Below are 20,157 nucleotides of genomic sequence, written 5' to 3'. Positions count from 1 at the left end.
TCACGATTTACGATTTACGATTCACGGCTTTTCCGGAGACCTTCCCATGGTGAACCCGCTGACGCCGGCGGCCCTGCGTCGCCGAATCGACCCTTCGCAACTGCCCTTCGAGACCACGGCCGAGCTTCCGCCCCGCCGGCGACCCCTGGGCCAGGAGCGCGCCGTGCGGGCCCTCGAGTTCGGGCTCGAGATGGAAAGCCCCGGGTACAACATCTTCGTGCTGGGCCCGCCCGGCGCCGGCAAACGGACGACCGCCCTCGCCCTGGTGGAGGAGGTGGCCCGGGCCCGCCCGGCGCCCGGCGACTGGGTGTACGTGTACAACTTCGCCGACGAGGAAAAACCCCGGGCCATCGAGCTCCCGGCCGGCATGGGCGAGGAATTCCGCGCCGACATGGAGCGGCTGGTCCAGGCGCTTCGGACCGAGATCCCGAAGGCCCTGGGGGGCGAGGCCTACGAGAAGGAGAAGGCGGCCATCGCCAAGCGTGCCCAAGAGGAGAAGGCCAAAGCCTTCCGGGAACTCGAGGCGGTGGCCAACGAACGCGGCTTCCTGGTGCAGCGAAGCGCCGAGGGGCTTGCCCTCGTCTACACCCACGAGGGCTCCCCCGTGAGCCAGGAGGACTTCGAGCGGCTTCCCGAGGAGGAACAGCGGGCGGTACGCGAAGCCCGGGAGGTGCTCCAGGCGAAGCTCCGGGAGACGGTGGAGCGGGTGAAAGAGATCGACCGCAGGGCCAAGGCCGATCTGGAGGCGTTGGAGAAGCGGGTGGCGCTTGCGGCCGTGGGCCACGAGATCGAGGCGCTGCTCGAGAAATACAAGGCTCACACCGGGGTGGTGGAGCACCTCAAGGCCGTGGAGGCCGACGTGGTGGAGAACCTCGACGAGTTTCGCTCCGGCGGGCAGGAGGGAGGGGGGCTCCCGTTCCCGTTTCGGGCGCCCGGCATCGAGGCCCGGGTGAAGCGCTACCAGGTCAACGTGCTCGTGAACAACCGGGACCTCGAGCACGCCCCGGTGGTGTACGAGTCGAACCCGACGTATCACAATCTGGTTGGCCGCATCGAGCACTACGTGCAACTCGGGGCCTTCGTCACCGACTTCACCCTGATCAAGGCCGGGGCGTTCCACCGGGCGAACGGCGGCTACCTCGTGCTCGACGTGCGCGACGTGCTCCTCAACCCCTTCGCCTACGACGCCCTCAAGCGGGTGCTCAAGGACGGCCGGATCCGGATCGAGGAGATCGGGGAGCAGTTTCGGCTCATCTCCACCACCACCCTGAAGCCCGAGCCCATCCCGGCCCGGCTCAAGGTGGTACTCCTGGGTACCCCCTGGATCTATTACCTGCTCCAGCGCTACGACGAGGACTTCCTCAAGCTCTTCAAGGTCAAGGGCGAGTTCAGCGAGGACATGGAGCTCAACGAGGACAACCTGATGGCCTACGCCTTCCTGGTGGCGAGCCACGCCAACGAGGAGGGGCTCCTGCCGTTTCGCCGGGAGGCCGTGGCCCGGGTGGCCGAGCACGGGCTTCGGCTGGCCGAGCACCAGTCCCGCATGGCCACCCATTACCTGGAGATCACCGACCTCGTGCGCGAGGCCCACCACTGGGCGCGCAAGGACGGCGCCGAGGCCGTGGGCGCCGAGCACGTGGACCGGGCGATTCGGGAAAAGGTGTACCGCTCGAACTACCTGGAGGAGTGGATCGGTCGGCTCATCGCCGAGGGCACCCTGATCGTGGACACCCGGGGCACGGCCGTGGGCCAGGTGAACGGGCTTTCCGTGTACGACCTGGGCGACTACTCGTTCGGGAAACCCTCGCGGGTCACGGCCAAGATCTTCCTGGGCCGGGAGGGTCTCGTGAACATAGAGCGCGAAAGTGAACTGGGGGGCCGCATCCACAACAAGGGGGTCCTGATCCTCCAGGGCTTTTTCGGGTCGCGCTACGCCCGGCGGTTCCCGATCTCGTTCGCGGCGAGCCTGTGTTTCGAGCAGTCCTACGCCGGGGTGGACGGCGACAGCGCAAGCTCCGCCGAGCTGTTTGCGCTCATCTCGGCCCTGGCCGAGATCCCGCTGCGCCAGGACCTGGCCGTGACCGGCTCGGTGAGCCAGCAGGGCCAGATCCAGGCCGTGGGCGGCATCAACGAGAAGATCGAGGGGTTCTACCGGACCTGCAAGGTCAAGGGCCTCACCGGCACCCAGGGGGTCATCATCCCCAAGGCCAACGTGCCCCACCTGATGCTCGACCCCGAGGTGGTGGAGGCCGTGGAACGGGGCCGGTTCCACATCTACCCCATCGAGACCGTGGACGAGGGCCTCGAGCTCCTCACGGGCCTACCGGCCGGGGAACTGACCCCCTACGGCACGTACCCCGACGGCACCGTGAACGGGAAGGTCATGCGAAAGCTCGAGCGGCTCGCGGCCCTGTGGCGGAAGATCCACAACGGCGAGGAAACGTGACCGGGGGCCGAAGGCGCTCGGGAGCCGCGGTCCGGCCAAGAACCCGGGCGCCGAGAGGGCGCGGGTCGGGACGGACCGCCGTTTTCCTCGCGTTCTTCCTCGTCCTGGGGTCGGCGCCGGGCCGCGCCGCGCCGCCCGTACCGTTTCCCGGCGTGAACCGCTCCCCCCTGAGCGGGCTCTTCGCCCCCTTGCCCGCCCAGCCCCCGACCGTGCCCTCGCCCGGGGCCCCCCGGTTCCGGGTGGGGGTCGAGGCGGCAAGCCAGTTCAACGAAAACCGGGCCGGCGGCGAGTCCGTGTCGTTCGACGGGGAGACCCAGGGCCTGCGGCTGGCGGCGGCCCTGGGACTCCCGGGAGGCTGGGAACTGGGCGGCGAGATCTCGGCCCTGGGCCACAACGGCGGGGTGTTCGACGCCTTCATCGAGGGCTGGCACCGGGCGTTCCACCTCCCCCAAGGCGGCCGCGACGAGGCCCCCCACGGCCGGCTCGCCTTCACCTACCGGCAGGAGGAAACGGAACGGATAGGTCTCGACCGCTCCACCTGGGGCCTCGGGGATGTGCTCGTCTGGGGCGGGCGTCAACTGGGCCCCCGGGCCGCCGCCCGGGGATGGCTGAAGCTTCCCGCGGGAAGGCCGGAGGGCCTCCTGGGCGGGGGCACGGTGCAGGCGGGCCTCCGCCTCGACGCCGGTGGGGAGTTGCCGCGACTCCGGGCCGGGTGGTACGCCGGCCTGGCGGCCTGGGGGGCCGGCCGGGGCGACGTGCTCCCCGACCGGCGGCGGCGCTGGCAGGCCGGGGCCACGGCGGGCCTGGAGTGGTCGCCCCGGGAGCCCGTGGTCCTGCGGGCCCAACTCGATGCGGCCACCCCGGCGTTCCGGAGCGACGCCCGCCCGCTGGGTTCCCCGGCTCTCCAACTCTGGACCGGGGGCTCCCTTCGGCTTTCGGACGTCGCGTGGCTCGACCTGGCGGTGGGGGAGGACGTGGCCGTGGACACCGCCCCCGACGTCACGTTCCTGGCGTGGGTGCGGTGGAGCCCCTGAGAACCTCCCGGGCCCAGGGAAGCTCGTCCACCAGGGGGGCGGCAAAGGCCTCCTTCGGGCGGTTGAAGTAGCCGAGCTCCAGGTGGGGGAACCGGCGCTTCAGCCGCCGAGCCAGGGGAAAGAGCCCGATCCCGTCGTCCCGCCGCCGCAGCCGGGCGGGCAGGTGGTCGAGGTAGAGCCGGGGATCGAGGGAGAGGTTTCGCAGGTGCACCATGTGGAGCCCGGTCTCCTCGATCAGCCGCTCCAGGGCCTCCACCTCCTCGGGCAGGTCGGTCACCCCGGGGAACACGAGGAGATTGAGCGCCGTGTAGAGCCCCTCCTCCACGGCGATCCGCACGGCCTCCCGCACGTCCTCGAACCGGAACCGGCGGGGCCGGTAGTAGGCGTGGTAGGTCTCGGGCACGGCGGAATTGAGGCTGATCCGCACCGAGTCGAGCCCGGAGCGGGCCACGGCCCGCAGGGCCTCGGGCCGGCTGCCGTTCGTGTTGAGGTGGATCGTGCCCCGGTCGGTCTCGGACCGAAACGCCCCCACCGCCTCGGCGATCCGGTCGGCCACGGTGAGGGGCTCCCCCTCGCACCCCTGGCCGAAGCTCACGATGCCCCGGTCCACCCGCTCCAGGTGGGGCACCGCCACCTCGCACAGCTCCCGCACCGTGGGCACAAACCGGATCCGCTCCTGGCTCGCCGGGCAGCAGTCGGCCGGTTGGAGGCTGATGCACCCCACGCACCGGGCGTTACAGGAGGGCGCCGTGGGGAGCGGCGCCTCCCACCGCTCCATGAACAGGTTCTTCGCGGCGAAGCAGTGGTACTCCAGGGCGCACCGGGCCAGGTGGCGCACCAGGCGGTTTCGGCCCTCCCGGGCCACCCGGGCCTCGACCCGGGGCGCGATCTCCCGGTCGTCGTAGTGGCGGGTCTCCGAGTGGGTCATGGGGTCCACCCGGAACGCCGCGGCCACCATGCGGCCGTCCTTCCATCCCACCGCGGCGTAGGCCCAGAGCGGCAGGTACCGGTGGCACCCGAACCGGGGCGCCCGGCCCCGGGGGTAGGCCACGGCCGGAAGCCGGGTGCGGGTGTACCCGGCCTGGAGCATGGCGGCCACGGCCCGGTACCGGCGGAGCACCCGGGGGCGGCCCGCCTCGGGGTCCCAGCCCACGGCCTGGGTGCCCGGGAGGAAAAACACCTTCGTGCCCTCGGGCACCGGCACGAGCTCCTCGTCCGGCACCGGCCCCCACCGGTCCCCGGACTGGCCGGCGAGCGCCAGCCCCGGCCACTCCACGATCCGGCCCTCGTTATCCGCCACTAAAAGCCTTGCGTGCGCCACCGCTTCCGTTTCTCCCCTCGTGATACCAAGTTGCGTTCAAACAGACACCCATCCCGGGGGCCCGGCAAGGGGCCTGGTTCCGGCCGTGCGTAAGTGCGGCATCCGGCCACTGTAGGAGCCACGCCAGGCGCACCACCAGACCCCTTACCGGGCCGAATCCGGAAACGGTAGTTTTGAACGCAACTTGGTATGAAACCTGAATCCGAACCGGCCGGCCCCGCTGCCGGCCGAGCATTGTAGCGGGCCGGGCAGCGGATGTCTCGCTTCGGGGTGGCGCCGGGGAAACCGGCTACGCGGCCGCCACCGGCCCCGGGCACCAGGGATCCCGGTCGCCGAACGGATCGCGGCCGGCGCCGCTTGCGCTTGCCAGGCACCCCCCGCACACCGGACGCACGGCGCAACCCCGGCACGCGGCCGGCCCCGCGCGGTAGCGGGCCGCGAGGGGGGAGTCGTAGATCTCCGAGAGGGACTGGGTGGTGAGGTTGCCGATGGGGGACGGGAACTTCCGGCAGGCGTGGACCTCGCCGTCGGGCAGGAGACTCACGAAGTTGAACGCCGCCCCGCACCCGAACCCGGTGCACCCCCCGAATACCGGTTCGCCGGCCTCGGCCAAGACCCGGTTGAACAGGTTGTCCTTGAGCCCCAGGATCGGGAGATCGGCCGCGGCGGCCCGGTACTCCCGCAAGAAATCCCGGTACCGCTCCGGTTCCACCACCCCCAGGGTGGCCCCTTCACCCACCGGCGAGAGCCGGTTGAAGTGGAACCGGTCCGCACGTCCCTGGAGCGCCTCGGCCAGGGGAAGAACCTGATCCACGTTGTCCCGGGTCAGGGTGAGCATGACCATGGAGAACACGCCCCGTTCCCGGAGCACGTCCAAGAAGGCCAGGGTGCGGCGGAAATGCCCGGGTCCCCGGATCTCGTCGTTGTGGGGTTCGAGCCCCTCCAGGCTCACCTGGAACACCTCGGGAACCCGGATCGCGCAGATCACATCGATCTCGTTGGGGCCTGAGGGGTTCCCGAGAATCGCGAGGTCGAACCCGCGGTCCGCGGCTTCCCGGTAGATCTCCGGGAAGCGGGGGTGAAGCAACGGGTTCCCGCCGGTGAAGGTCACCTGTCCCCGGACCCGGCGCTCCCGGCAGAAGCGGTCGAGTTCGTCCAGCACCCGCACCGCCTCTCGGAGGTCCGGCGCCCGCCTTGGGCTGCGGTCGTAGCAGTGCTTGCAGCGCAGGTCGCAGGTCTGGGTGAGGTGCCACTGGAGCGTGAACGCGTGGGCGGTCCAGTACGGCTCCCATCCCTTGGGCCCGATCCCGAACGCCTCGGGGTCCCTGCCAAGCAGTGGGGCCGGCCCCAGCACGAGGTCCTCGTCCCGGGCCCGCCACAGCGCCCGCTCGATCCGCCCCTGCGGCACCCCGGCCTCGAGCGCGGCCCGTTCCGGGGAGATCCCCTCGGCCACGAGCTTGAGGGCCAGAAGGTCCTCCGGTCCGGCCGGCCGCGACACCACCTCGCCCGATCCCCGGCGCCACACCAACACCCACTCCTCCCCCGGTTCCGGCGGCCCCGGCTGCCCGTCCCCGTTGAGGTGATCCGTGAGCCCCCGCCAGCCCAACCGAAGGAGCGAAAGGGTCGGGTTCGGCGCGAGATCCTCCCCTACCGGGGCCGAAGGCTCGACCCGCGCCGCCCGGTACCGGGCCCATTCCAGCCGGGCCAAGTTCGGCGCGTGGGGCGGCGCGCCGTCCAGGCCCTGGAGCCGCCGGAGCGCCTCCTCCGGGTCCCAGCCGGGCGAGGGCCGCTCCGGCAGGTCCGCCACCCACCGCCCCCAAACCAACGGCGACAACGCCGACCACACCGCCGGGAACACGGACTCCCAGCTCCGCACCTTCGGCCCGTTCATCTTTCTCCCGTCCGTCCCATAAGACCACGGGGGGCCGGCCCGGCGCCGGGCGAAGCGTCCGGAGTCGGCCCCCCTGTCTTGCCTCTCGCGTCTCGGTGTTCCGGGTGACCCCTGGCAGCGCAGACCGCGCTACTGCTTCTTGGAACCCGTTCAGGATCCCTGACCACCCGGTTTCTGGGCATCCTTGGCGCTCCCGGCGCCGTCTTTGGAGCCCGTTCAGCCGGTGCTACCTGCACCGGTTTTCTGCCCGGTTCAACTGCCGTGGGCCTTGCCGGCGCAGCCCGTGAGTCCGGCCGTGGTGCCGGCCACGAGGCCCGCCACCGTGAACCCCGCCAGGAGCTTCTTGAGAAGGGTGCGGTCCATCCGATCACCTCCTTTCGTGTGCCCGCGCCGATCCGGCCCGCCCTCGCCGCACCGGTGCGGAACAGGATCCCCGGTGAAAGGCGCCCATTGCGAACGTCGATGCACGTGGAGCCTTTCATCGGGTTTGGCGATCCAGAATACCGGAACCGATCTGACTGGCAAGGAGAAGGAAACGCCACCCTCCTCCCCCCGGGAGATCCCGTCCGGTCGGGACCGTCCGCACGCCCCTTCTGGTTGCCCAAACAGCACGAAACCCTCCCCCCGTAACCGGAGGAGAGGGTTTCGATGTCGCTCCCCGGATGGCACCCGGCCCGGGGGCCAGGGCGCCGCGCTACCGGGGGCCCAGGGTCTTGTCGAGGAGGGTTTCCGCCGCGCTGTAGGGGTCGAGGCGGCGGGCCCGGAGCTCGGAGAGCATCTGGGCGTACTCGTCGGTGCCCTCCACCGCCCCGAAGATCCGCTCGGCGGCGAGCTCCTTGACAAGCTCCCGGAAGAAGTGCATCTGGCGCTTTGCCTTGCGTTCGGCCAGCTTCCCCGTCTGCTCCTGGTGCTCCCGGTGGGCGAAGAAGGCGTCCACCACCTCGGCGATGCCCTCGTTCTTCACGGCGACGGTCTTCAAGACCGGGGGCCTCCAAGCGTCTTCGTCGTGGGCCGTACGCATTTCCAGCATGATGGAGAGCTGTTTGACCACCTCGTCGGCGCCCGGCCGGTCGGCCTTGTTCACGATGAACAGGTCCCCGATCTCCAGGATGCCCGCCTTCATGGCCTGGATGTCGTCGCCCATGCCCGGCAGGCACACCACGGCGGTGGAGTGGGCCATGTCCACGATCTCCACCTCGTCCTGGCCCACGCCCACGGTCTCGATCAGGATCACGTCGTAGCCCATGGCGTCGAGCACCAGGACGGCCTCTCCGGTGGCCCGGCTCAGCCCCCCCAGGTGGCCCCGGGTCGCCATGGAGCGAACGAACACCCCCGGGTCGGTGGCGTGGCGCTGCATCCGCACCCGGTCGCCCAGGATCGCACCCCCGCTGAACGGGCTCGAGGGGTCCACGGCCACCACCCCCACCTTGAGGTCCCGGCGCCGGAACTCGGCGATGATCCGGTCCACCAGGGTGGACTTGCCCGCGCCCGGCGGGCCGGTGATTCCCAGGATGAACGCCCGCCCGGTGTGGGGGTAGAGGGCCTTCAGGCACTCGACGCCCTGGGGATCCCCCTCCTCCAGGAGCCGGATCAGCCGCGCCCCGGCCAGTTGGTTGCCCTTCAGGGCCTCTTCCACGTAGTTCATGGTGTGATGTCCTTCGGATCGCTGGAACACTAGAAGGCGAGAACGCGGGGAGCCGCCCGCTTCTTACCCCACGTGTTCCTTGAGGAACTTGGTCACGGCCTCCAGCGGCGTCCCGGGCCGAAACAGGGCCTTCACGCCGGTGGCCAGAAGCGGCGGGATGTCATCCTCGGGGATCGTACCTCCGCCGAACACCACCACGTCCTCCATGCCCCGCTCCTTCAGAAGCCGCATCACCTCGGGGAACACGTAGTTGTGGGAGCCCGAGAGCACCGAGATCCCGATGGCGTCCACGGCCTCCTGCAGGGCGGCGTTCACGATCTGTTCGGGGCTTTGGTGGAGCCCCGTGTAGATCACCTCGTACCCGTTTTCCTGGAGATACCGGGCCACCACCTTGGCCCCCCGGTCGTGGCCGTCGAGGCCCGGTTTGGCAATGAGCACCCGCACCTTTTTCTGCTTCATCGTCGTCCTCCGTCCGGCGATTTATGCTGGAACGCTGGAAGGCGGGGAGGCTGGGAAGCCGCAATCCTCTGCGATTCCAGCGTTGTTTACCCTTTTTCTCCGTGGGAGCCCCTTCGGAGCCGCTCCACGCGTTGGGACAGCCGATGAGGCCGAGATCACGAAGGATTTTGGCGTCCTAGCCTCCCAGCCTCCCAGCGTCCTAGCAGGAAGTTAACTGGAAGGGCGCTCCCACACCTCGGAACCCGCCCCCTCCGTATCCTCCGCGTTCCTGAGCTCCCCAACGGCCCAGCGGGATTCGGACAACGCCGGTGGCCGCCGTTTGCGTTCCGAACTCCGGTTTTTAGAACACCGCCGGGTCCTCGTAGGCCCCGAACACGTCCACCAGGGCGTCGCAGATCTCTCCGAGCAGCGCGTACTCCCGCACCGCCTCCAGAATGGGGTACATCAGGTTGTCCCCGCCCCGAGCGGCGTCGCGGATCTCCTGGAGGTAGCGCTCCACCTTGGCGTTGTCGCGGTTGCGCTTCGTGTCCTCGATCCGGGCGATCTGGGCCTTCTCGACGGCGTCGTCGATCTTCAGGATCGGGATCGGCTTTTCCTCCTTCATCTGGAACTTGTTCACGCCCACGATGATCTTGCGGCCCTCCTCCACGGCCTTCTGGAACTCCATGGAGGCCCGCATGATCTCATCCTGGGGATAGCCCTGCTCCACGGCCGTGATCATCCCCCCGAGCTCGTCGATTTTGCGGATGTACTCCTCGGCCTGGCGCTCCATCTCGTTGGTGAGGGCCTCCACGAAGTAGGACCCGGCCAGGGGGTCGATGGTGTTCGCCACCCCGGTCTCGTGGGCGATGATCTGCTGGGTCCGCAGGGCCACCGTGACCGCCTCCTCCGTGGGCAGGGCCTCGGCCTCGTCGAAGGAGTTGGTATGGAGGCTCTGGGTCCCCCCCAGCACCGCGGAAAGCGCCTCGAAGGCCGTGCGCACGATGTTGTTGAGCGGCTGCTGGGCCGTGAGGCTCACCCCGGCCGTCTGGGTGTGGAACCGCATCCACATGGCCTTGGGGTTCGTGGCGCCGAACCGCTCCTTCATGATGCGGGCCCACATCCGCCGGGCCGCCCGGAATTTCGCGATCTCCTCGAAAAAGTCCATGTGGGCGTCGAAGAAGAAGCTCAGCATCGGCCCAAAGGCGTTGACGTCGAGGCCCCGCTCCACGGCGGCCTGCACGTAGGCGATGCCGTCGGCCAGGGTGAACGCGAGCTCCTGCTGGGCCGTGCTGCCGGCCTCCCGGATGTGGTAGCCCGAGATCGAGACCGGGTGCCACTTGGGCACGTGCTTCATGCAGAACTCCATGGTGTCCACCAGGAGCCGCACGCTCTCCCGCGGGGGCCAGATGAACGACTTCTGGGCGAAGAACTCCTTCAGGGGGTCGTTCTGGACCGTGCCGCCCACCTTGTCCCAGCTCACCCCCTGCTTCTCGGCCACCACCAGGTACATGGCCAGGAGCACGGGGGCCGGGTGGTTGATGGTCATGGAGGTGGTGACCTGGTCCAGGGGGATCCCGTCAAAGAGGATCTCCATGTCGCGCAGGCTGTCGATGGCCACCCCGCATTTGCCCACCTCGCCCCGGGCCAGGGGGTGGTCGGAGTTCACGCCCTTGAGGGTGGGGTAGTGGAACGCCACCGAGAGCCCGGTCTGGCCGTTCTCCAGCAGGAACTTGTAGCGCTGGTTCGTCTCCTCGGCCGTGCCGAACCCGGAGAACTGGCGCATGGTCCAGAGCCGGCCCCGGTACATGGTGGGCTGCACGCCCCGGGTGAACGGGTACTCGCCCGGGTAGCCCAGGTCCTTCAGGTACTCGAAGTCCGGCACGTCGGCCGGGGTGTAGAGCCGCCGGATCGGGATCTCCGAGAGGCTCCGGAACTCCTCGTACCGCTCGGGCCACCGGGCCGTGGCCTCGGCCACCTTCTGGGCCCACCGCTCGTTTTCCTTCCGGATCGCATCGAGGTTCTGGTTGTCCGCCATCGCAACAACTCCTTAGGGTTTGTCTTCTAGCTGGAACGCCGGAAGGCTGGAACGCGGGAGCGCTCCGACACCTCCTGGCCCCAGCCTTGTGCCCATACCCGTGAAACCGTGGTCAACCGCCAGGCCGGCCCCACTCAGGCAGGCTGCCCCCCACAGCGGCCCGTGCCCGCCCAGCCGCCCAGCCGCCTAGCTGTTTCGCTTCCCAGCTTCCCAGCTTCCCAGCTTCCCAGCCTCCTAGCCTCCTAGCCGACTCACGCCAACAGCTGCCGCGAGATCACCAGGCGCTGGATCTCGCTCGTGCCCTCATAGAGGGTGAGCGCCATGGCGTCCCGGAGGTAGCGCTCCACCGGGTACTCCCGCACGTACCCGTAGCCGCCGTGGATCTGGATGGCCTCCCGGGCCACCCGCTGGGCCATCTCGGTGGCGTACACCTTGGCCATGCTGGCCTCCTGGGTGTAGGGCTTTCCGAGTTCCTTCTTGTGGGCGGCCCGCAGGGTGAGCATCCGGGCGGCGTCGAACTGGGTGGCCATGTCGGCCAGCTTGAACTGGATCGCCTGGAAGTCGGCGATGGGCCGGCCGAACTGGCGGCGGTCCTTGGCGTAGGCCGTGGCCGACTCCAGGGCCGCCTGGGCGAGCCCGCAGGCGTTGGAGGCGATGCCGATGCGGCCCCCGTCCAGGCTCGCCAGCATGATCTTGAACCCGTCGCCCTCCCGGCCCAGGAGGTTTTCCGCAGGCACCCGGCAGTCCTCGAAGACGAGTTGCACCGTGTCGGAGGCCCGCTGGCCCATCTTCTCCTCCTTGCGGGCCACCTTCATGCCCGGGGTGCCCTGCTCCACCAGGAACACGCTGATGCCGCGCTTGCCGGCCTCCCGGTCGGTCTTAGCCGCCACCATCACGACCCCGGCGTAGGACCCCGAGGTGATGAACACCTTGGTTCCGTTGATCACGTAGGAGTCGCCGTCGCGCTCGGCCGTGGCTCGCAGGCTCCCGGCGTCGGACCCGGCGTTGGGCTCGGTGAGGGCGAACGCGCCGGCCACGTATTCCCCGGAGGCGATCTTGGGGATGTACCGGGCGTGCTGCTCCGGGGTGCCGAACCGGTAGATCGCCTCGCACACCATGTTGGTGACCGAGGTGGTGACGGCGTGGCTCATGCACCCCCGGGCGATCTCCGTGAGGGCCAGGGAGTAGGCCACGGCGCCCATGCCCGTGCCGCCGGCCTCGGCCGGCACCAGCATGCTCATGAGCCCGAGCTCGGCCATCTTCCTCAGGGTGTCCGCCGGGAACCGCTCGGTGCGGTCGAGCTCGTCGGCGATGGGCTTGAGCTCGTTCTCGGCGAACCGGCGGACCATGTCCTGGATCATCTTCTGTTCTTCGGTCAGTGCGAACTCCATGGCGTCTCCGTGTGTAAGGCTGGAAAGCTAGGAGGCTGGAAGGCCGGAAGGCCATTCCCCACGGGACTTCGGTGTTTCGCCCCAGGGGAGCGGACAACGGGCCCGAAGGTGGACCGCCCCGCTACCCTTGCGCCCCAGGCCTCCCACTTTACGTCAACTGGAACTTGGTGCCGGAGAAAACCGCCCCTGGGGGGCGGCGGGGGAGATCGGCTACAGGACCTCTGCCCCCGGTTCGGCCAGGTGCTGGTAGTGGCAGCGCCGGCAGTTGTCCTTGTTCCGGTCCTTGCGGTGGCAGTCGCCCGTAAAGCACCCGTACATCCGGGGCCGCCAGGTGGGCACCTCGGCCTTGTCGTGGGCGATGGTCCGATGGCAGTCGAGGCACCCCAGATCGAGCGGATTCCCCTGGGGGTCGGTCTTGGCCAGATGCACCTTGTGGTTGACCCGGATGAGTTTCCGGTTCTCCTCGGTTTTCGACCGGATGTCGGTGTGGCAGCCCTCGCACCGGGCCTCCACCCTCTCGTCGAACGCCGCGTACCCCTCAGGGATCAGCCGGTCGCGCACGTACCCGAAGACGTTGGCCGACTCCGGGAGCTCCGGGTGCTGGGCATGGCATTCGTAGCAGGTGACTCGTTCGGCCGGGTGCCCCTGGCTCTCGTGCCACAGCTCCGTGAGCACCGGGTGGCAGGTGGCGCACCGGTTCGGGGACGTGTTCACCCACCGGGCCCCGGCCACGAACAGGCCCAACCCCACGAGGACGACCACCGCGAGGAACCCGGCCCATCCGCCGGCGGTCATGTTCTTGGCTCGAGCGATCAACCAACCCATGGTCGTTCTCCCCATGTCTCCTGCCGCCGCCGCGTCAGGCGCGGCTCACCGAAACCCGCAGGGCCTTCCAGGCCTGCGCCCCGTGCCGGTCCGTGCGAAACGGCGCCACCTGGGCCACCGAGACCCCGGGCCCGTGGTCCCGCCACCATCCCGCCTCCAGGGCTTCCTCGTGGCCGAACCCCCAGGAGAGCGCCGCCGCCCGGGGATGGAGCCCCTGGGCCAGCCGCACCCTGACCCGCGCCTCGCCCACCTCGGTGCGCACCCGGGCCCAGTCCCCCTCCGAAAGCCCCAGGGCCCGGGCGGCCTCCGGGTGGAGCCACAAGGGGTTTTCGTGCCGGATCTCCCGGCCCCGGGCCGAAACGGGAAACGACGGATCGAGCTCGGGAGGCCGGGTCACCACCAAGGCGAAGTCCCCCCCCTCCAGGCGTTTGAGATCCGTCGGCATGCGATGGGCCAGCCGGCCCGCCACCTCGAGCACCCCCGACGCGGTGGGAAATCCGTTCTCCCGGGCCCAGGGGTACCCGGCCCTTCGGGCGCGCCAAACCCCGGTGCCCGCGAGCGCCGTGTATCCCCCGTCGGCCGCGAGCGGGGGAAGGGTGTCGCAGAGGTAGTGCACGTACGCCCCCGTGTCGGGATAGGGGAACGACTCGGCGAACCCCTCGTCCACCCTGCGGCCCACGGCCAGGAGCACGTCCCCGAGTTGCCGCGCGTCGCCCACGGGAGCGTTGGGCGGGCCTTCAAAGAGCCCCTCCAGGGGCGCGTCCGGCCGGCGCAGCCACCGGGGTTCCGGCGGGGTCCGGGGCACCGGTTGCTGGAGCAGCACCCAGGCCTTCCCCTCGGCGTCGTACCCCCCCACCAGGTTCCAGAGCTCGAGATCGGTGGGAGCCGGGAGCACCAGGTCGGCCACCCGCGCCGTCTCCGTGAGGTGGGTGTCGAAGGCCACCACGAGCCCGATTCGGTCCTCCTCGGTGAACGCGCGGCGCACCGAGCGGCTCCGGGGGGCCTCGTACACCGGGTTCGAGCGGTACGCCAGGTACAGGCTCGCTCCCTCGTTCCCGGCCAGGAGATCCTTGATCGCCCGGGTCCGGGGTGCGGTGGGCTCGAACCCGGGAAGCCACCGCAGCGGGTGGGCGAGCCGCAGACCCGCGGCCTCGGGGTCTCCCTGGGTCGCGTTCAACACCGCGGCCGCGGCCTCCAAGGCCTCGGCCTCGGGGTTCCCGGCCGCGTCCACCCAGGCAAGCGAGGGCGCCCCGGCCCGGAACTCCCGGGCGAGCCGCACGAGGCTCAGGGCCGAGAGCCCCGAGGCGGCCTCCACCAGATCCACGGAGTAGGGCACCAGGGCCTCGAGCACCTTCTCGGGCGCAAGCCCCACCCACCGGCCGAAGGCCTCGGCGTCGAACGCGCCCTGGGTGAGGAGCACCCGCAGGATTCCCAGAACCACCAGGGTCTCCGAGCCCGGCCGGATCGGGATCCACTCGTCGGCCACGCTCCCGGTGGCCCCCTCGTAGGAGCTTAGGCACAGGATCCGGCCGCCCCGGGCCCGCAGTTCCGCGAGCCCCTTGCCCAGGCGGCCGATGCCCTCGGCCTCGTCCCAGGGCTGCGCCCCCACAAGAAGGAGGGTTCGCACCCTGGAGAGATCGGGCGCGGCCAGGGGCGCCCCGTACACGGCCCGCTGGGCCTCCCGGGCTCCCCACCGGAGGCTCGCGGCGGCGTCGATCCGGTGGCGGACCCCCAGGCGCTCCAGCACCGAGCCGGCCAGGGGATCGGGCCGACCCAGATCGAAGTAGGCCCGCTCGGGTCCCCGGGTGAGGGCCTCGGCAATGGTATCCAGGGCCTCGTCCCAGGAGACCGGCTCGAACTCCCCGGAACCCCGCGACCCCGTTCGCCGGAGCGGCCGCGTGATCCGGGCCGGGTCGCGAAACGCCTCCAGGGCCGCGAAGGCCCTCGGGCAGACCCCGCCCAGATCCCCGGCTTCGGGGTTGGGCACGATCTGGACCGGGAGGCCCCCGTCCCGAAACGCCCGCACCGCACAGGCCGAACCGCAGGCCGTGCAGGCGGTCGCCACGGGGTCGCGGAATTTGCGCAGGGACCGGTGGGCCGGTTCCGGGAGTTTCGCCACCGCCGGCCCGGCCAGGGCCGCGCCGGCCACCCCGGCCCCGCTCCATGCAAGAAACTGGCGTCGGCTGATGCTCCGCATGGCGTTCCCCCGTTAGAGGAGCGGCAGGAACTCGCCGCCCAGCACCACGTTGCAGCGCATGGCGAAGATCCCGACCATCACGAGCACCGCGGCAAACCCGTAGACGGCCACGTTCCGGGTGCGAGCGTTCGCCACGAGCACGAGCGGGAGCACCTTGCCCATGAGCGTCTCCACCCAGATGAAGGTGGGCGCGAACGCCCCGGTCAGCAGAAGCCGGGCCGACTCCATGGACTCGGCCTCCCCGAAGTAGTGCACCGCCAGGTCCGAGAAGCTCAGGAAGAGGTCGAACACGAGAAGCCACAGGAGCATCTTCCCGAGCCCGAACACCACCTCGGTGTTCACCTTGCGCTCGGCGCCGAAGAACCGCTCCTTGATAATGGTCACCAGGATCATCATGGCCACGCCGCTCACCATGGCCGAGGTGAGGAACAGGATCGGCATCATGCTGGTGCGCCACAGGGCATGGGCCTTGGCGAAGCTCAGGATGAACCCGGTGTAGCCGTGCACCATGATCGCGAGCGGGATCCCGATGAGTCCGAAGGTCTTCGTGAGCTTCGCGTTCCCCCGGAACATGAAGAACCCGTAGATGATGCAGTTGATCGGGTAGATCGTAAGGAGGAACGACCCCCAGGAAATCGGGCTGGTGCCGTTGAGGTACACGAACAGGTGCCACGCCCGCAGGGGCCGGCCGGCGTGCAAGAGGAGGAACATGGGCGCCGCAATGAGGAGCAGGGTCGCCAGCACCACGCCCACCTTGCCCAGGGGCTTGTACTTCTCCATGCCGAACCCGTAGGCCAGGGTCGAGATGATGAACGACCCGGCCGAAAGCCCCGTGAGGTAGAAGTAGATGGCGATGGCCAGGCCGAAGGCCTCCCGGGGCTCTACGTGGTGGGGGATGGTGTACAGAAGGTTCAGGTCCATGGCTTACTCCTCCCCGTGGCCTTCCACCGTGCGGGCCGCCTGGTCGTCGAGGCCGATGTAGAACACCACCGGCCGGTTCCCGGTCTCGGGCTTCAGGACCGCCGTGGGTTCCCGGGCCAGGATCTTGGCGATCTCGCTCTCCGGGTCGTTTAGATCGCCGAACACCATCGCCCGGGTCGGACACGAGGCCACGCAGGCCGGGGGCCCGTACCCGTCCCGCACCCGGGGCCAGCACCAGTCGCATTTCTGGGCCACCCGGCGCTCGGGGTGGATGAACCGCACCGAGTAGGGGCAGGCGGCCATGCAGTACCGGCACCCGATGCACCGGTGGGGGTCGATGTACACGATGCCGTTCGGCAACGAGTAGGTGGCCCGCACCGGGCACACCCGGGTGCAGGCCGGGTTCTCACACTGGTTGCAGAGAATCGGGATGAAATGGCGCCGCACCTTGGGGTAGACGCCCTTCTCCACCTCCTTCACCCAGGTGCGGTACACCCCCAGGGGCACGTCGTTCTCCTGCTTGCAGGCCACCTGGCAGGTGCGGCACCCGATGCACCGCCGCAGATCGATCAGGAATCCGTAACGGGTCTTCGCCATGGGACCGTTTCCTCCCGCGGGGCCTCAGCCGTCGTCCCGGCGAAAGAGGCTCGTGAAACCCCAGAACACCACCCCGAGCACCAGCGCCCCCACCCCGGCCCAGAACCCGGCCTCGTAGAGCCAGGACAGGGCCCGCGCGAGCGGTTGTTCGGCCGAGTTCGGCCGGATGTGGAGGCTCGCAACCTCCCTGCCGCGCTCCTCGGGGACCCGGTGGCAGTTGGGGCAGGCCTGACCGGTGACCGTCTCCTCGGCGTGGGCCGCCTCGCCCTGGTGGCACGACACGCACTCGGTGGCGTCGTAACGGTTCGTAAGGTCGCCCTTGCCGTGGGCCCCCACCCGGAACCGCGCAAGCCACACCCCCACCCGGCCGCCGGCCACCTGGTCGGCGTGGCACCGGCCGCAGGTCTCGGCCAGGTTCGCCCGGTTCACCGTGGAGGCCGGGTCGTCGGCCTTCCGGATCCGGTGGGCCGTGTGGCAGTCGGGGCAGAACGGTGCCTTCTCGTCGCCCCGGGCCCAGGCCTGGCCGTGCTTCGTGTTCAGCCACCCCTCGGCCTTGCGGGCCTCCTCGGGCGGCGGCTTGATGCCCTTGGCCTCGAGGGCCTTCAGGGCATCCGGCGGATACGCCCCCTCGGGCGGCGTCTTGGCGTGGCAGGCCCGGCAGTCCACGTCGGGGTACCCCGTGCGCGGGTGGAAGTTGGGGTCGGCGTCCCGGTGGCAATCGATGCACTCCACGCCCTTCTGCCCGTGGGTCGAGAACACGAACGCCTGGGCGTCCACGAACAGGTCGCGCAGTTCGCCCGCCGGCCCCCCGGCCGAGAACCCGGGCACCCCGTGGCAGTTCTTGAGGCACTTGTCGTTGGTGTAGGGCTTCTCGATCTTCTCGGCCGGCGGCTTGAACCCCGGCGCCATCTCCTCGGCCCAGGCCGTGGCGCCGAGGGCCAGAAGCACGGCTACGATCACGGCTCGCTTCATGGCGTCTCCTCCCCGGCCCCTACGCCGTCACCCGGTCGAGGATCTCGGCGATGTCGAGCACCTGGACCTCCTCTTCCTTCTTCTGGGCCTTCACCCCGTCGCTCAGCATGGTCAGGCAGAACGGGCAGGCCGCGCCGATCACGCCGGCGCCGGTGGCCACGGCCTCCTCGGCCCGGACGTTGTTGATCCGGGTGCCCTCCTCCTCCATCCACATGCGGCCGCCGCCGGCGCCGCAGCAGAAGTTCTCGGTGCCGTGGCGGGGCATCTCGGCGAGCTCGATCCCCTCCACCGCCCCCAGGAGCCTCCGGGGCTCGGCCACGATGTCGGCGTAGCGCGAGAGGTAGCAGGAGTCGTGGAAAGTGAGTTTCGCAGGCATGGGCCGCACCGGCTTGAGCCGGCCCTGGCCCAGGAGCTCTAGGAGGAACTGGGTGTGGTGGACCACCTCGTAGTTCCCGCCGAACTGGGGGTACTCCTTGGACAGGGTCTTCAGGCAGTGGGGGCAGGTGGCGAGGATCTTCTTGACCCCCAAGGCGTCCATGGCCGCGATGTTCTCCGCCACCAGGGTCTGGTAGAGGTACTCGTTGCCCGAGGCCCGGGCCGGGTCGCCGCAGCACTTCTCCTGGGTGCCGAGCACCCCGTAGGAGACCCCGGCCCGATCGAGGAGTTTGCACACGGAGGCCACCACCCGCTGGTACCGGTCGTCGTAGGCACCGGCGCAACCCACCCACAGGAGCACCTCGAACTCGGGGTTCTCCTCCTCGGTCAGGATCCGGGGGCTCACCTTGCGGCGGGCCATCCAGTCGTTCCGGGCCGACCACCCCACGCCCCAGGGGTTGAAGTTGTTCTCCATGTTCCGGTTCAGGGTCACCAACTCCTGGGGCATCTGGCCTTCCATCAGCACCAGGTAGCGCCGCATGTCCACGATCTTGTCCACGTGCTCGATCTGCATGGGGCAGGTCTCCATGCAGTGCCGGCACGTGGTGCAGGCCCAGATGTCCTCGTGGCTCACGCCCCCGCCCTCGATCATCGGTTCCTCAAAGGCCTCGGCCTGGCCCTTTCGGAGGTACGGGGCCTTGGCGATCCAGTGGGACCGCAGGTCCTGGATCACCTTCTTGGGGCTCAGGGTCTTCCCGGTGTTGTAGGCGGGGCACCGGGCCTGGCACCGGCCGCAGCGCACACAGGCTTCGAGATCCAGGAGCTGCTTCCAGGTGAAATGCTCCACCTGGCCCACCCCGTAGACCTCGGAGTTCTCGATGTCCACGGGCCGGAACGCCCCCTTGGGGCCCAGATTCCGGAAAAAGATGTTCGCCACCCCGAAGGGGATGTGCCCGAACTTCCCATAGGGAAGGCTCGCCAGGGTAAGGAGCACGAGATAGAGATGAACGCGCCAGAAGAAGTGCACCAGGAACAGCCGCCAGGACTCCGGCAGGAGGTGGAGCGGGATGCTCAAGGCGAACCCGACGGGGCTCCAGAGGTTCTCGAACCCGCTGAGCATCGAGAGCCGGCTCGCCTCGGTCAGGAACCCGGTCACGAAGATCAAGAGCAGCACCACCAGCGCCCAGCGATCCTCGGGCTTGTTGTCGAGCCGGTCGGGCCTCTCCGAGTACCGGCGCACCCAGAGCCGGGCCGTGCCGTAGAGCCCCAACAACGCCACGACGTCGAGTGCGAGCGCAAGAGGTCTCGCCAGGAACCCCGGAAGGGTGAACGCCGCCTGCACCACCACGATGACCGTGAGCGGGATCACGAAGGCGTAGAAGAGGAACAGGTGGTGCCGCCCCTCGGGGAGGTCCCGGAGGATCCGGTCGTGGCGGAGCACGGCCCTGCACACCCCCCCGACCCGGGCCCTCCAGTCCCCGGCGCGGGCCTCGGGCTGGCCCAGGGCGATCCGGCGCGCCTTGGCCACGATCCCACCCGCGGCGACGGCGAGCGCCAACACGATCAGCGCGAAATCGAGCCCATTGACCATGACGATTCCTTCCCAGTGGCTTCGGCGTAGAAGGCTGGAAAGCTGGAACGCTGGAACGCCAGAGGCCGGCCCCCCGGCCCTCTCCCGTCGCCCAGCCCCGACCCCGGGGTCCGGCCGGGTCAAGCCCCTCCGGGTCCCAGCGTCCTCGCGGTGCCCTACCCCGTGGGAGCGGCCACCGTATCAAGGCCAGAATTCGGAGGCCAGGTGGCAGAACACCCCTGTCCCCTGTCGTCTGTCCACCGCCCCCCGGCACCGGGGGGGGGGGGGGGGGGGGGGGGGGGGGGGGGGGGGGGGGGGGGGGGGGGGCTGGGGTGGGGGGGGGGGGGGGGGGGGTGGGGGTGGTGGGGGGGGGGGGGGGGGGGGGGGGGCCGGGGGGGGGGGGGGGGGGCGCCGCGGGGGGGGCGGCGCGGGGGGGGTTGGGGGCGGGGCCGCGGGGGGGGGGTCCTGGCGGCCGCCAGGGGGGGGGGGCGCGAGC

General features: G+C 70.0%; 15 protein-coding genes. 2 read left to right on the top strand and 13 right to left on the bottom strand.

Features of this window, described 5'->3' with window-relative positions; all coding sequences use genetic code 11:
• Positions 1–46: 46 nt before the first annotated feature.
• Both ACYQ8L_RS11435 and ACYQ8L_RS11430 read left to right on the top strand, forming a co-directional pair.
• Positions 47–2,446, top strand: coding sequence for a Lon protease family protein (locus ACYQ8L_RS11435; protein WP_459941930.1), 2,400 nt, complete (start codon positions 47–49; stop codon positions 2,444–2,446).
• Positions 2,413–3,480, top strand: coding sequence for a DUF3187 family protein (locus tag ACYQ8L_RS11430; protein WP_459941929.1), 1,068 nt, complete (start codon positions 2,413–2,415; stop codon positions 3,478–3,480). The genes ACYQ8L_RS11435 and ACYQ8L_RS11430 overlap by 34 nt, the downstream gene beginning before the upstream one ends.
• Here ACYQ8L_RS11430 and ACYQ8L_RS11425 read toward each other — a convergent pair.
• From ACYQ8L_RS11425 to ACYQ8L_RS11365, 13 genes are all read right to left on the bottom strand, one after another.
• The gene (locus ACYQ8L_RS11425) at positions 3,446–4,780 is read right to left on the bottom strand and encodes a radical SAM family protein (protein WP_459941928.1); all 1,335 of its coding nucleotides are present in this window, start codon (positions 4,778–4,780) and stop codon (positions 3,446–3,448) included. The genes ACYQ8L_RS11430 and ACYQ8L_RS11425 overlap by 35 nt on opposite strands.
• Before the next feature lie 310 nt (positions 4,781–5,090).
• Entirely contained in the window at positions 5,091–6,692 is a 1,602-nt protein-coding gene (sbtM, locus tag ACYQ8L_RS11420; protein ID WP_459941927.1) for a thio(seleno)oxazole modification radical SAM maturase SbtM, read from the bottom strand.
• Positions 6,693–6,842: 150 nt separating this feature from the next.
• Positions 6,843–7,055, bottom strand: a complete 213-nt coding sequence (sbtA, locus tag ACYQ8L_RS11415) for an SbtA family thio(seleno)oxazole RiPP natural product precursor (protein ID WP_459941926.1) — start codon at positions 7,053–7,055, stop codon at positions 6,843–6,845.
• 331 nt (positions 7,056–7,386) lie between these two features.
• Positions 7,387–8,337 (bottom strand): methylmalonyl Co-A mutase-associated GTPase MeaB, encoded by a 951-nt coding sequence (gene meaB / locus ACYQ8L_RS11410; RefSeq protein ID WP_459941925.1) that lies wholly within the window; start codon positions 8,335–8,337, stop codon positions 7,387–7,389.
• A 63-nt stretch (positions 8,338–8,400) separates the two neighbouring features.
• On the bottom strand, positions 8,401–8,796 hold the full coding sequence (locus tag ACYQ8L_RS11405; RefSeq protein ID WP_459941924.1) for a cobalamin B12-binding domain-containing protein: 396 nt from the start codon (positions 8,794–8,796) through the stop codon (positions 8,401–8,403).
• Positions 8,797–9,136: 340 nt separating this feature from the next.
• Positions 9,137–10,813 carry an acyl-CoA mutase large subunit family protein gene (locus ACYQ8L_RS11400; protein ID WP_459941923.1) on the bottom strand — a complete coding sequence of 559 codons (1,677 nt, stop codon included), beginning with the start codon at positions 10,811–10,813 and terminating at the stop codon, positions 9,137–9,139.
• Between the two features lie 251 nt (positions 10,814–11,064).
• The gene (locus ACYQ8L_RS11395; protein ID WP_459941922.1) at positions 11,065–12,204 is read right to left on the bottom strand and encodes an acyl-CoA dehydrogenase family protein; all 1,140 of its coding nucleotides are present in this window, start codon (positions 12,202–12,204) and stop codon (positions 11,065–11,067) included.
• A 210-nt stretch (positions 12,205–12,414) separates the two neighbouring features.
• Complete coding sequence (locus ACYQ8L_RS11390) at positions 12,415–13,029, bottom strand: NapC/NirT family cytochrome c (RefSeq protein ID WP_459941921.1); 615 nt, start codon at positions 13,027–13,029, stop codon at positions 12,415–12,417.
• A gap of 34 nt (positions 13,030–13,063) precedes the next feature.
• Positions 13,064–15,226 (bottom strand): molybdopterin-containing oxidoreductase family protein, encoded by a 2,163-nt coding sequence (locus ACYQ8L_RS11385; protein WP_459941920.1) that lies wholly within the window; start codon positions 15,224–15,226, stop codon positions 13,064–13,066.
• A gap of 12 nt (positions 15,227–15,238) precedes the next feature.
• On the bottom strand, positions 15,239–16,147 hold the full coding sequence (gene nrfD, locus ACYQ8L_RS11380) for an NrfD/PsrC family molybdoenzyme membrane anchor subunit (RefSeq protein WP_459941919.1): 909 nt from the start codon (positions 16,145–16,147) through the stop codon (positions 15,239–15,241).
• Between the two features lie 3 nt (positions 16,148–16,150).
• Positions 16,151–16,744, bottom strand: coding sequence for a 4Fe-4S dicluster domain-containing protein (locus ACYQ8L_RS11375; protein WP_459941918.1), 594 nt, complete (start codon positions 16,742–16,744; stop codon positions 16,151–16,153).
• Between the two features lie 24 nt (positions 16,745–16,768).
• Positions 16,769–17,716 (bottom strand): hypothetical protein, encoded by a 948-nt coding sequence (locus ACYQ8L_RS11370; protein WP_459941917.1) that lies wholly within the window; start codon positions 17,714–17,716, stop codon positions 16,769–16,771.
• Between the two features lie 19 nt (positions 17,717–17,735).
• Positions 17,736–19,682 carry a (Fe-S)-binding protein gene (locus ACYQ8L_RS11365; RefSeq protein ID WP_459941916.1) on the bottom strand — a complete coding sequence of 649 codons (1,947 nt, stop codon included), beginning with the start codon at positions 19,680–19,682 and terminating at the stop codon, positions 17,736–17,738.
• Positions 19,683–20,157 lie beyond the last annotated feature (475 nt).

This window comes from Deferrisoma palaeochoriense, assembly GCF_054656955.1.
This window is presented reverse-complemented; position numbering and strand designations above follow the sequence as displayed.